The following is an 11,862-nucleotide window of genomic DNA, read 5'->3' on the forward strand; positions in this document are numbered from 1 at the left end:
CTGGAACGCGCCGCTATAATGGCCGTCACCTTTCGATGACTTCTGGCCGCCTTGCCCTATGCGTTTCGACCTCGAGTTGCCCTCGCAGCCCAGCGCCTCGCATCGCGTCGCGGTGTTGCTGATCAATCTCGGCACGCCGGACGCGCCCACGCCGCGAGCGGTGCGCAAATATCTCGCGCAGTTCTTGAGCGATCCGCGCGTCGTCGAAATTCCCTCGTTCGTCTGGCAAATCATTCTGCGCGGCATCATCCTGCCGTTTCGCGGGCGGGCATCCGCCAAGAAATACGCGCAGGTGTGGATGCCCGAAGGCTCGCCGTTGCGCGTCTATACGGAACGGCAGGTCGAAGGCTTGCGGCGGCTTTTTGCGGCGAACGACTATCACGTCATCGTCGATTACGCGATGCGCTACGGTACGCCGGGCATCGGCGCCATGCTGAATCAGCTGAAGCTCGAAGGCGCCGATCGCATCCTGCTCGTGCCGATGTATCCGCAGTATTCGTCGTCGACCACGGCAACCGCTTTCGACGACGCCTTCACCGCGCTCAAGCGCGTGCGCAATCAGCCGGAGATCCGCACCATCCGTCATTACGCGGACCATCCCGCGTATATCGCGGCGCTCGCCGAGCAGGTGCGTGACTACTGGCGGCTGCACGGCCAGCCGGACTTCGCCTCGGGCGACAAGCTCGTGCTGAGTTTTCACGGCGTGCCCAAGCGGACCATGGACCTCGGCGACCCGTACCACGACCAATGCCAGTTGACCGGCTCGCTGCTCGCCTCCGCGCTGGGGCTCACGCCGGTGGAATGCCGCGTGACGTTCCAGTCGCGCTTCGGCCGCGCGGAGTGGCTTCAGCCGTACACCGCGCCGACGCTCGCGGAACTGGGCGCGGGCGGTGTCGCGCGCGTGGACGTGTTCTGCCCCGGCTTCACGGCGGATTGCCTGGAGACCATCGAGGAAATTGGCATGGAAGTGCGAGACGAATTCCTGAAGGCGGGCGGCAAGGAGTTCCACCGCATTGCCTGCCTGAACGCGTCGCCGGCGTGGATCAAGGCGTTAGGCGAGATCGCGGCACAACATCTGCAAGGATGGCCTGTACAGGCCACGCAACCGGTGACGGTGGCGGCCTGAAACCGCTCATCGCACGAGAATCACCATGAATTACAAGATCACGACGGAACCGGGCGCGCGCCTGCGCATCGACAAATGGCTGTGGGCCGCGCGTTTCTTCAAGACGCGCTCGCTCGCGAGCGACGCAGTGGAGAAAGGCCACGTGAGGATCGGCGGCGCGAACGTGAAGCCGTCGAAGGACGTGCGCGTGGGCGATATTGTGGAAATCGATATCGAGCGGCTCGTCTGGCAGGTGCAGGTGCTCGGCCTGTGCGACGTGCGCGGGCCCGCTCCGGTAGCGCAGACGCTCTACGCGGAGACGGACGAAGGCCGCACCAGGCGGCTTGCGGAAGCGGAACGGCGCAAGACGTTTCGCGAGCCGGCCGCCGGCATGCAGGGCAGGCCGACGAAGCGCGACCGCCGCATCATCGACAGATTTTCAGGTTCGGATTGAAGAATTCTTCGACCGTCGCGTGAACGCCGCCGTACTCGGTGGTGCGGGCGGTCAGGGCGCCGGACATGCAGATGGTCGTAGTCCCCGCGACGAGCACCAGGGCGACCACCGCGATGGCAAAGGTCAGTTTCATGGTACCCCCGGGAAACGGGAACGGCGGCTGGACGACCGCGCGAGGATCAGGAAATTGGCGACGCGTAAGCGGTTTGAAGCAATCGTAGGATTAGGGTAAACGTGCGTCCTGCGGTGCTTGATCGAAGTGTAGGTGAGCCGCTGCATTCCCTCAATCTCAATTTACGCGATGCGGCGAAACGTCCGTTACCGCTTATTTCGCGCGCGCCGTGACTGGCACACTGACGTTCAATTTTGATCTGACAAACCCTTGAAAACTTTTCCGCTGCCCCAATTTCGGCAGCTAGCGCGAGGAAGCGCGTCGGCCGCTCGATGGCCGGCGGCATTCCCGATCCATCCAATTACGGTAATGACACTCAGCGACATGGAAAACACGCAAGAGAATTCAGCGAGCCAGAACCCCACGCCCGCCGACGAAAACGCGCGCCAGGCCGCCGACTCCAATCAGGCAGGCACACAGGCCGCTGCTTCCGACGGCAACGCCGCGCCGGAAGCTGCCACGAACAGCACGAACGCCACCGAAGCCGCACTTGCCGAGGCGCAAGCCCGCGTGGCCGCGCTGCAGGAAGAATTCCTGCGCGCGAAGGCGGAAACGGAAAACGTACGCCGCCGCGGCCAGGAAGACGTCGCCAAGGCGCACAAGTTCGCCATCGAAAACTTCGCGGAAAATCTGCTGCCGGTGCTCGACAGCCTCGAAGCCGCGCTCGCGGATCAGTCCACAGATGTCGCCAAGGTGCGCGAAGGCGTCGAACTGACGCTGCGCCAGTTGACCGGCGCGCTCGAAAAGGGCCGCGTCGTCGCGCTGAATCCGGTCGGCGAGAAGTTCGACCCGCATCGTCATCAGGCCATCTCGATGGTGCCGGCGGATCAGGAGCCGAACACCATCGTTGCAGTGCTGCAGAAGGGCTACATCATCGCCGATCGCGTGCTGCGTCCGGCGCTCGTCACCGTCGCTGCGCCGAAGTAAGCCCGCGAGGTTCGCGATCATGGCCAACGTGCCCGTCGATTCGACCGCTTTTTCCGTCTTCGACATGCAGGAACTGGACGCCGCCGGCTTCGACGCCGGGCTGGCGTCGGCGGGCGACGAACTGGCCGTCGTGTTCTTCTGGGGCCTCGACTGCTTCAACTGCGAGATCGCGAAGAAAGCGATGCTCGCGCAGCCCGACGCCATTCGCGCGCTCGGGCTGAAGTGGTTTCACAGCAATGTGTACGAGCATCGCGAGCTGGGCCGCCGGTTCATGTTGCATGGCGTGCCCACTTGGTTCTTCTTTCATCGCGGCAAGCGGCTCGGCCGCGCGACCGGCTGGCATGGTCTTGCGCAATTCGAGGCAGCGGTCGCGGCGGCGCGCGAGAAAATCCGCGCGGCGGCAGCAAAGGAATGACGCGAGCCGGAGCGCAAAAAAGTTATAGACCGCATTGCATTCAGGGTCTTGAAAACGAAACCGGCGCTCTTATCTTGCGTACAGGTATGAATTTTGGGCGTTCGGCCCGTTGAATCGGCCGCAAAAGCCGGCGTTCCCCGGCCGCAGCGCCAAAGCGATCAAAGCTAGGAGAGTATAAAAATGGGCAAAATCATCGGCATCGACCTCGGCACCACGAACTCGTGCGTGGCGCTGATGGAAGGCAATCAGGTCAAGGTCATCGAGAACTCGGAAGGCGCGCGCACCACGCCGTCGATCATCGCGTACATGGATGACAACGAGATTCTCGTCGGCGCGCCTGCCAAGCGCCAATCGGTCACGAATCCGCGCAACACGCTGTACGCAGTCAAGCGCCTGATCGGCCGCCGCTTCGAAGAGAAGGAAGTGCAGAAGGACATCGGCCTGATGCCCTACAAGATCGTCAAGGCCGACAACGGCGACGCATGGGTCGAAGCGCACGGCCAGAAGCTCGCGCCGCCGCAAATCTCTGCCGAAGTGCTGCGCAAGATGAAGAAGACCGCTGAAGACTATCTCGGCGAGCCGGTGACGGAAGCCGTCATCACGGTTCCGGCGTACTTCAACGACAGCCAGCGTCAGGCAACCAAGGACGCGGGCCGCATCGCCGGTCTGGAAGTCAAGCGCATCATCAATGAGCCGACGGCAGCCGCGCTCGCGTTCGGCCTCGACAAGGCTGAAAAGGGCGACCGCAAGATCGCCGTGTTCGACCTGGGCGGCGGCACGTTCGACATCTCGATCATCGAAATCGCGGATGTGGACGGCGAAATGCAGTTCGAAGTGCTCTCGACGAACGGCGACACGTTCCTGGGCGGCGAAGACTTCGACCAGCGCATCATCGATTACATCATCGGCGAGTTCAAGAAGGAGCAGGGCGTCGATCTGTCGAAGGACGTGCTCGCGCTGCAACGCCTGAAGGAAGCGGCTGAAAAGGCGAAGATCGAACTGTCGTCCACGGCGCAGACCGAAATCAACCTGCCGTACATCACGGCGGACGCTTCCGGTCCGAAGCACCTGAACCTGAAGATCACCCGCGCGAAGCTCGAAGCACTCGTGGAAGACCTGATCGAGCGCACGATGGAACCGTGCCGCATCGCGATCAAGGACGCGGGCGTGAAGGTCGGCGAAATCGACGACGTGATTCTCGTCGGCGGCATGACGCGCATGCCGAAGGTGCAGGAAAAGGTGAAGGAGTTCTTCGGCAAGGAACCGCGCCGTGACGTGAACCCGGACGAAGCCGTGGCCGTGGGCGCCGCGATTCAGGGTCAGGTTCTGTCGGGCGACCGCAAGGACGTGCTGCTGCTCGACGTGACTCCGCTCTCGCTCGGCATCGAGACGCTCGGCGGCGTGATGACGAAGATGATCAACAAGAACACGACCATCCCGACGAAGCACTCGCAAGTGTATTCGACGGCGGACGACAACCAGGGCGCCGTGACGATCAAGGTGTTCCAGGGCGAGCGCGAGATGGCCGCGGGCAACAAGCTGCTCGGCGAGTTCAACCTCGAAGGCATTCCGCCCGCACCGCGCGGCGTGCCGCAGATCGAAGTGACCTTCGACATCGACGCGAACGGCATTCTGCACGTCGGCGCGAAGGACAAGGCGACCGGCAAGGAAAACAAGATCACCATCAAGGCGAACTCGGGTCTGACGGACGCTGAAATCGACAAGATGGTGAAGGACGCCGAAGCCAACGCCGAGGAAGATCACAAGCTGCGCGAACTGGCCGATGCCCGCAATCAGGGCGACGCGCTGGTCCACAGCACGAAGAAGGCGGTTGCCGAGTACGGCGACAAGGTCGACGCTTCGGAGAAGGAAAAGATCGAAGCCGCGCTGAAGGACCTCGAAGAGGCGCTGAAGAACACGTCGAGCGACAAGGCGACGATCGAAGCGAAGATCGAGGCGCTCGCTACCGCGTCGCAGAAGCTCGGCGAAAAGATGTACGCCGACATGCAGGCGCAGCAAGGCGCGGCGGGTGCGGCCGCCGGTGCGGCCGGCGCGGAAGCGGTATCGGCTGGCACGAGCCAGCAGCATGACGATGTCGTCGACGCCGACTTCAAGGAAGTGAAGAAGGACTAAGCCGCAGAGCGCGTGGATGGCAACGTTCACGCGCTCGCGGTCTTTTCGCGGGCAGTTTCGCGCGAGAAGACCGCGGCAGGACGCGTTGAGCGTCTGACGTGAAACGCGCCTGGCGAGCCGAACGGCTCGACCGGGCACTATGTTTTTTTGGGGCGTCTTGCTGAGAGCCGGTTTTCGGCGAGGCGTCAGAGGTTACGCGCGGGCCGTTTGGTCCGGAGCATTCGAGAGGAACCGTCGCGGTCACTCCGCGGCGGCATGGAACCGACATGGCGAAACGGGATTACTACGACGTTCTGGGCGTTGCGAAGAACGCGAGCGACGACGAGATCAAGAAGGCGTATCGCAAGCTCGCGATGAAGTATCACCCTGACCGCAACCCGGACAACAAGAAGGCGGAAGAGAACTTCAAGGAGGCGAAGGAAGCCTACGAGATGCTCTCCGACCAGCAAAAGCGCGCCGCGTACGATCAATACGGTCACGCGGGCGTCGATCCGAACATGGCGGGCGCGGGCGCGCAAGGTTTCGGCGGCTTTGCCGATGCGTTCGGCGATATCTTCGGCGACATCTTCGGGCAGGCCGCGGGCGGCGCGGCGCGCGGCGGTCGCGGCGGTCCGCAGGTGTATCGCGGCGCGGACTTGCGCTACAGCATGGAGATCACGCTGGAGCAGGCCGCGCACGGTTACGACACGCAAATCCGCGTGCCGAGCTGGGTCAACTGCAATGTCTGCCACGGCTCGGGCGCGAAGCCCGGCACGAAGCCGGAAACCTGCCCGACGTGTCACGGCCAGGGCCAGGTTCGGATGTCGCAAGGCTTCTTCAGCATCCAGCAGACGTGTCCGAAGTGTCACGGCAGCGGCACCTACGTTCCCGACCCGTGCGGCAACTGCCACGGCGCGGGCAAGGTGAAGGAAACGAAGACGCTGGAAGTGAAGATCCCGGCGGGCATCGACGACGGCATGCGCATCCGTTCGGCGGGCAACGGCGAGCCGGGCATCAACGGCGGGCCGAGCGGCGACTTGTACGTGGAAATCCACATCAAGCAGCACTCGGTGTTCGAGCGCGACGGCGACGACCTGCACTGCCAGATGCCGATTCCGTTCACCACGGCGGCGCTCGGCGGCGAGATCGAAGTGCCGACGCTGGCGGGACGCGCGAGCTTCACCGTGCCCGAAGGCACGCAGTCGGGCAAGACGTTCCGACTGCGCGGCAAGGGCATCAAGGGCTTGCGTTCGAGCATTGCGGGCGATCTCTACGTGCACGTGCAGGTGGAAACGCCGGTCAAGCTCACCGAGCAGCAGCGCGATCTGCTGAAGCAGTTCGAGAAGTCACTGACGGAAGGCGGGGCGCGGCATAGCCCGCAGAGCAAAAGCTGGTTCGACCGCGTGAAGAGCTTCTTCGACTGATGCAGTCGATGGTGCAGGCAGGGCAGTGGCGCACGATACGAGCATTGCCATGAAGATCAAAGCACGCAGCGCGGTGTTCGCGCTGCTCGACGATTGCGACGCGACCGCCGAAAGGCGGTCGAGTCGTTTGTACGCGGACTTTTCGCACGAGCATGTGTGCGAGGATGGGCGCGAACTCGATGCTGCTTGCGCCGCCATCGAACGCGATCTGACAAGCGGACTGCACGCAGTCGTCGTCGCGGATTACGAGTTCGGGCGCAACCTTCAGTTCGGCAGCATCGGACGCGGCGGCGACCACGCGCTGCGTGTGCTCATGTTCCGCTCGTGCGCGCCGCTTTCACGCGACGAGGCGAGCGAATGGCTCGCGTCGCAGGATGCCGGAAGCGCCGAGCCGTCGGTGGCGGGCGTCGGCGGCATCGAGCCGAGCATCACGCGCGACGCATTCGATCGTGCGATTGCTGCCATCAAGCACGCGCTGGAAGAAGGAGAGTCGTATCAGGTCAACTACACGTTCCGGCTGAACTTCGATGTGTTCGGCTCGCCGCTCGCGCTGTATCGACGGCTGCGAGAGCGGCAGCCAGTCAGGTACGGCGCTTTGATCGCGATGCCGGACGGGCGCGCGGTCGTGTCATGTTCGCCGGAACTGTTTGTCGAGAAGCATGGCGACGTGCTGCGCGCGAAGCCGATGAAAGGCACCGCGCCGCGCGACTCGGACCCCGCCGCCTTGCGCTGCGATCCGAAGAATCGCGCGGAGAACGTGATGATCGTCGACTTGCTGCGCAACGACATCTCGCGTGTCGCGGCGACGGGTTCCGTGCATGTGCCGGCGCTTTTCACCGTGGAGCCGTATGCGTCCGTGTGGCAGATGACCTCGACGGTCGAGGCGCGCGTGTCGCCCGGCACGTCGTTCGCGGCAATCGTGCGGGCGCTCTTTCCGTGCGGATCGATTACCGGCGCGCCGAAGTACCGCACGATGCAACTCATCGATCAGATCGAAAGCACGCCGCGCGGGCTTTATACCGGCGCGATCGGCTGGCTCGACAGCACCGGCGACTTCTGCCTCTCCGTCGCCATTCGCACGCTGGTGATCGATGCGGCGCAGAACGGCGGCGTGCTCGGCATCGGCGCGGGCATCGTGCTGGACAGCAGCGCCGAGAACGAGTACGAGGAGTGTCTTCTCAAAGCGCGGTTTCTGACCGGCGCGGACCCCGGTTTCGAGCTCTTCGAGACGACGTACGCCATGCGGGACGAAGGCGTGCGTCACTACTCGCGTCACGTTGCGCGACTCGAAGCGAGCGCAGCCTATTTGGGCTTCCCCTTCGACAAGCGCACTCTGGATGCCCAAGTCGCGCAGCAATGCGCGAGCTTCGAAGCGGGCAAGCCTTATCGATTGCGAGTTGCGCTCGACAAGGGCGGACGCCTTACGCTGACGAGTGCGCCGCTCGCGCCGTTGTCGTCGAATACGGTGGATGTGCTTCTCGCCGCGGACCGAGGCTTCGCGCCTCAATCATCCGGCGATGTATTGCTTCGCCACAAAACGACGCGCCGCGCCGACTACGACCACGCATGGAAAGCCGCCGAAGCCGAAGGCGCGTTCGACATGCTGTTCACGAACGAGCGCGGCGAGTTGAACGAAGGCGGCCGTTCGACCGTGTTCCTGAAGCTGGACGGAAAGTGGTGGACGCCGCCCTTAAGCGCAGGCGTGCTGCCGGGCGTCATGCGGGCGGTGCTGATGGAAGAGCTCGGCGCGTCGGAACGCACGCTGACCGTGCGAGACGTCGACCGCGCCGAAGGCTTGCTTCTCAGCAATGCGCTCCGCGGCGCGGTCAAGGCGCAGCTCAAACGCTAAAGCGGATCACCACTCGGCGACGCTGCCATCCGCGTGACGCCACACCGGATTGCGCCAGCGGTGCCCGACCTTCGCCATCTCGCGCACCTTCTCCTCGTTGACTTCGATGCCGAGTCCCGGCCCTTGCGGAATCGACACCATGCCGTCGTCGTACTTGAAGACCTCGGGATTCCTGATGTAGTCGAGCAGATCGTTGCCCGTGTTGTAGTGAATGCCGAGACTCTGTTCCTGGATGAACGCGTTGTAGCTCACGGCATCGATTTGCAGGCAGGTCGCGAGCGCAATCGGTCCGAGCGGGCAATGCAGCGCGAGCGCGACATCGTAGGCTTCCGCCATCGACGCGATCTTGCGGCATTCCGTCAGCCCGCCCGCGTGCGACGCGTCGGGCTGGATGATATCGACATAGCCGCCCGCGAGAATGTGCTTGAAGTCCCAGCGCGAATACAGCCGCTCGCCGAGCGCAATGGGCGTGCTCGTCTGATTGACGATATCGCGCAGCGCCTCGACGTTCTCGGAGAGCACCGGCTCCTCGATGAACATCAGCTTGAACGGATCGAGTTCTCTCGCCAGCACCTTGGCCATCGGCTTGTGCACGCGGCCATGAAAGTCCACGCCGATGCCCACGTTCGGGCCGACCGCCTCGCGCACCGCGCGCACGTTGTCGATCACGCCTTGCACCTTGTCGAACGTGTCGATCATCTGCAATTCTTCGGAGCCGTTCATCTTCACGGCCTTGAAGCCACGCTCGACGACGGCGCGCGCGTTGTTCGCGACATCGCTCGGACGATCGCCGCCGATCCACGAATACACCTTGATCTTGTCGCGCACCTGGCCGCCGAGCAGCGCGTGGATCGGCACGCCGTGATGCTTGCCGAGAATGTCCCACAGCGCCTGATCGACGCCCGCAATCGCGCTCATGCCGATCGGGCCGCCGCGATAGAAGCCCGCGCGATACATCACTTGCCACAAGTCTTCGATATGGCGCGGGTCTTTGCCGATCAGATAGTCCGCGAGTTCGTCCACGGCGGCGGCCACCGTGTGCGCGCGGCCTTCAACGACGGGCTCGCCCCAGCCGGTAATGCCTTCGTCGGTTTCGATCTTGAGGAAGCACCAGCGCGGCGGAACGATAAAGGTTTCGAGTTTCGTGATTTTCATGTGAGCGTCTCCTGCAAGGGTCTCCATAGTAGCAAAAAGCAGCGTGTCTGGTCGTATTAATAGTACTATTGGCGGCAGACGCGCTTGGGGCGTCGAAGGCGTTCGAGCATAATCACGCCCGAATCAACGAGACGAAGAGGAGTGGATCATTCACCGCGATTTGCATGGCCGCGTGGCGCACGAACTGGGCATGGCCATTCTGCGAGGCGACTTCCCGCCCGGCTCGCCGTTGCCGCGCGAAGCGGATCTCATCGAACGCTTCGGCGTGAGCCGCACCGTGCTGCGCGAGGCGCTGCGCACGCTGACATCGAAAGGACTCGTCGAATCGCGGCCGAAGGTGGGCACGCGGGTGCGCCCGAAGGACGCGTGGAATCTGCTCGACGCCGACATGCTGGACTGGTATTCGCGCGTCGCGCCGCCCATGCTATTTGCGTTGAAGCTCCAGGAAATGCGCGAAATGATCGAGCCGTATGCGGCCGCGCTCGCCGCCGGCAACCACGAGCCGAGCACGCTGGAACGGTTGGAACGCGCGCATCGCGCGATGACGGAGGCGCGTAACGTCGACGAATGGGTGCGCGCCGACCTCGACTTTCACTTATGCGTGCTGGCCGCGTGCAGCAACGAGTTGCTGGTGCCGCTGGGCGCGTTGATCGCGCGCACGCTCGAAGGCCAGTTGCGCCTGAATGCGAAGCGCGCCGACGTGTTCAACGCGTCGCTGGCCGAACATACGGCCGTGTTCGATGCCATCGCCGCTCGCGACGCCGCTGCCGCGCGGCGGGCGATGGCCGATCTGCTCGGCGTGACACGCGACCGTATCGAAGGCTGACGGCAGGCGAAAAAAAACGCGCGGCGACGAGAATCGCAGCGCGCTTGCTTTGCCGGTTGAATCAGCGATCAGGAATGCTTTTCGATCAGCTCGACCTTGTAGCCATCCGGATCTTCCACGAAGGCGATCACCGTCTTGCCGCCCTTCACGGGACCGGCTTCGCGCGTGACCTTGCCGCCCGCTTCGCGAATGCGGTCGCACGCCTCGGCAGCGTTATCCACTTCGAGCGCGATATGGCCGTAAGCCGTGCCCATCTCGTACTTCTCGACGCCCCAGTTGTACGTCAGTTCCAGCACGCTGTTCTCGCTCTCGTCGCCGTAACCGACGAATGCGAGCGTGTACTTGTATTCCGGGTTCTCGCTCTGACGCAGCACTTTCATGCCGAGAATACGCGTATAGAAATCGATGGAACGCTGCAGGTCGCCGACGCGCAGCATCGTGTGGAGGAGTCGCATGGTGGGGGTCCTGTTGTGATGAACGGCGGCGCAAAGCCGCGATTGCGGGTATGCGAAATTGTACCGTTCGCTCAGACCGCGTGCTTACAGCGTCGGCAGCAGGTCCGGCGGATGGTGCTTCAACGTATGCCGCGCCTCGCGGAACTCCGGAAAGATGGATTCGACGGTGCGCCAGAAACGCGGGCTGTGGTTCATCTCGCGCAAATGCGCAAGCTCATGCGCGACCACGTAATCGATGATCGACATCGGAAAGTGAATGAGCCGCCAGTTGAGGCGAATCTTGCCGTCGCTCGAACAACTGCCCCAGCGCGTCGCCGCCGACGACAACGCATACGCGCGAAATTCGACGCCCAGCTTCTGCGCATACACCGCGAGCCGCTCGCCGAAGATGCGCTTCGCTTCGCTTTGCAGCCAGCTTTGCACGCGGTCCTTGATCTGCTGCGCGTCGGCGAGCGCGGGCAGGGCGAGCGCGAGCACGTTGGTCTCGGCATCGAAGGAAAGCGCGCTCGCGGCCGCGTTCAGCGACACGCGAATCGTCTTGCCGAGAAACGGGAACTCCGCGCCGTCTTTCCATTCGATGCGCGGCAGCGCGCGTTCCTCGACGCGCGTTTGCCACTCGGCCAGCTTGCGCAAAATCCAGCTTTGCTTGTCGACGATGGCGCTTTCGATATCCGCGATCGTCACCCAGCGCGGCGCGGTGATGGTGAGTCCGGTCGCGTCGATGCAAAAGCCGATGGTGCGACGCGCCGACCGCTTGAAGCGGTAATCCAGCGCGCGCGCGCCGAGCACGATGCGCCGCAGCCGCACGCCTTCGGGCAGCGGCGCGGGCTTGGTCGAATCGGGAGACGGAAGCTCGCCGCGCAGCGGCGCGGGCGCGCCGGCGGGCGCATGCTCGAACGGAAGATCGAGTTGCAGTGTATCGAGCGCGACGGCGGGGCGCTGTCGCGAGGGAGTCTTCTGCATCGGCT

At 63.8% G+C, this 11,862-nt stretch carries 12 protein-coding genes; 8 read left to right on the forward strand and 4 right to left on the reverse strand.

All coding sequences use genetic code 11. The features are described from left to right. Window positions 1–58 precede the first annotated feature (58 nt). Complete coding sequence (gene hemH, locus NCR37_RS02130; protein WP_250471308.1) at window positions 59–1,126, forward strand: ferrochelatase; 1,068 nt, start codon at window positions 59–61, stop codon at window positions 1,124–1,126. 25 nt (window positions 1,127–1,151) lie between these two features. Further along, window positions 1,152–1,559 carry an RNA-binding S4 domain-containing protein gene (locus NCR37_RS02135; protein ID WP_250471309.1) on the forward strand — a complete coding sequence of 136 codons (408 nt, stop codon included), beginning with the start codon at window positions 1,152–1,154 and terminating at the stop codon, window positions 1,557–1,559. Here NCR37_RS02135 and NCR37_RS02140 read toward each other — a convergent pair. Continuing rightward, a complete protein-coding gene (locus NCR37_RS02140; protein WP_175939501.1) occupies window positions 1,531–1,692 on the reverse strand; it encodes a hypothetical protein in 162 nt (53 codons plus the stop codon). The two genes, NCR37_RS02135 and NCR37_RS02140, sit on opposite strands and share 29 nt — an antisense overlap. Window positions 1,693–2,055: 363 nt before the next feature. Between NCR37_RS02140 and grpE the strand changes: the two genes are divergently transcribed. The 5 genes from grpE (at window position 2,056) to pabB (ending at window position 8,458) form a co-directional block, all read left to right on the forward strand. Then, complete coding sequence (gene grpE / locus NCR37_RS02145) at window positions 2,056–2,658, forward strand: nucleotide exchange factor GrpE (protein WP_250471310.1); 603 nt, start codon at window positions 2,056–2,058, stop codon at window positions 2,656–2,658. Between the two features lie 19 nt (window positions 2,659–2,677). Next, complete coding sequence (locus NCR37_RS02150) at window positions 2,678–3,073, forward strand: thioredoxin family protein (RefSeq protein WP_250471311.1); 396 nt, start codon at window positions 2,678–2,680, stop codon at window positions 3,071–3,073. A gap of 180 nt (window positions 3,074–3,253) precedes the next feature. Next, window positions 3,254–5,206 (forward strand): molecular chaperone DnaK, encoded by a 1,953-nt coding sequence (dnaK, locus tag NCR37_RS02155; RefSeq protein WP_250471312.1) that lies wholly within the window; start codon window positions 3,254–3,256, stop codon window positions 5,204–5,206. Between the two features lie 266 nt (window positions 5,207–5,472). Beyond that, window positions 5,473–6,609, forward strand: coding sequence for a molecular chaperone DnaJ (dnaJ, locus tag NCR37_RS02160; protein ID WP_248321245.1), 1,137 nt, complete (start codon window positions 5,473–5,475; stop codon window positions 6,607–6,609). Between the two features lie 49 nt (window positions 6,610–6,658). Beyond that, window positions 6,659–8,458, forward strand: coding sequence for an aminodeoxychorismate synthase component I (pabB, locus tag NCR37_RS02165; protein WP_250471313.1), 1,800 nt, complete (start codon window positions 6,659–6,661; stop codon window positions 8,456–8,458). A 6-nt stretch (window positions 8,459–8,464) separates the two neighbouring features. On the opposite strand, the gene dgoD is transcribed toward pabB, so the two are convergent. Next, window positions 8,465–9,613, reverse strand: coding sequence for a galactonate dehydratase (gene dgoD, locus NCR37_RS02170; RefSeq protein WP_250471314.1), 1,149 nt, complete (start codon window positions 9,611–9,613; stop codon window positions 8,465–8,467). Between the two features lie 145 nt (window positions 9,614–9,758). On the opposite strand from dgoD, the gene NCR37_RS02175 reads away from it, so the two are divergent. Beyond that, the gene (locus tag NCR37_RS02175) at window positions 9,759–10,439 is read left to right on the forward strand and encodes a FadR/GntR family transcriptional regulator (protein ID WP_244848823.1); all 681 of its coding nucleotides are present in this window, start codon (window positions 9,759–9,761) and stop codon (window positions 10,437–10,439) included. A 68-nt stretch (window positions 10,440–10,507) separates the two neighbouring features. On the opposite strand, the gene gloA is transcribed toward NCR37_RS02175, so the two are convergent. Both gloA and NCR37_RS02185 read right to left on the reverse strand, forming a co-directional pair. Beyond that, window positions 10,508–10,894, reverse strand: coding sequence for a lactoylglutathione lyase (gene gloA / locus NCR37_RS02180; protein ID WP_175939508.1), 387 nt, complete (start codon window positions 10,892–10,894; stop codon window positions 10,508–10,510). A gap of 84 nt (window positions 10,895–10,978) precedes the next feature. Further along, the gene (locus NCR37_RS02185; protein WP_250471342.1) at window positions 10,979–11,857 is read right to left on the reverse strand and encodes a M48 family metallopeptidase; all 879 of its coding nucleotides are present in this window, start codon (window positions 11,855–11,857) and stop codon (window positions 10,979–10,981) included. Window positions 11,858–11,862 lie beyond the last annotated feature (5 nt).

It is taken from the genome of Caballeronia sp. GAFFF1, from assembly GCF_023630705.1.
Classification (GTDB): Bacteria; Pseudomonadota; Gammaproteobacteria; order Burkholderiales; family Burkholderiaceae; genus Caballeronia.

Excerpts from the sequence above, each read along its gene's own strand:
- hemH (WP_250471308.1), top strand. The coding sequence starts at position 59 with ATGCGTTTCGACCTCGAGTTGCCCTCGCAGCCCAGCGCCTCGCATCGC.
- NCR37_RS02135 (WP_250471309.1), top strand. The coding sequence starts at position 1,152 with ATGAATTACAAGATCACGACGGAACCGGGCGCGCGCCTGCGCATCGAC.
- NCR37_RS02140 (WP_175939501.1), bottom strand. The coding sequence starts at position 1,692 with ATGAAACTGACCTTTGCCATCGCGGTGGTCGCCCTGGTGCTCGTCGCG.
- grpE (WP_250471310.1), top strand. The coding sequence starts at position 2,056 with ATGGAAAACACGCAAGAGAATTCAGCGAGCCAGAACCCCACGCCCGCC.
- NCR37_RS02150 (WP_250471311.1), top strand. The coding sequence starts at position 2,678 with ATGGCCAACGTGCCCGTCGATTCGACCGCTTTTTCCGTCTTCGACATG.
- dnaK (WP_250471312.1), top strand. The coding sequence starts at position 3,254 with ATGGGCAAAATCATCGGCATCGACCTCGGCACCACGAACTCGTGCGTG.
- dnaJ (WP_248321245.1), top strand. The coding sequence starts at position 5,473 with ATGGCGAAACGGGATTACTACGACGTTCTGGGCGTTGCGAAGAACGCG.
- pabB (WP_250471313.1), top strand. The coding sequence starts at position 6,659 with ATGAAGATCAAAGCACGCAGCGCGGTGTTCGCGCTGCTCGACGATTGC.
- dgoD (WP_250471314.1), bottom strand. The coding sequence starts at position 9,613 with ATGAAAATCACGAAACTCGAAACCTTTATCGTTCCGCCGCGCTGGTGC.
- gloA (WP_175939508.1), bottom strand. The coding sequence starts at position 10,894 with ATGCGACTCCTCCACACGATGCTGCGCGTCGGCGACCTGCAGCGTTCC.
- NCR37_RS02185 (WP_250471342.1), bottom strand. The coding sequence starts at position 11,857 with ATGCAGAAGACTCCCTCGCGACAGCGCCCCGCCGTCGCGCTCGATACA.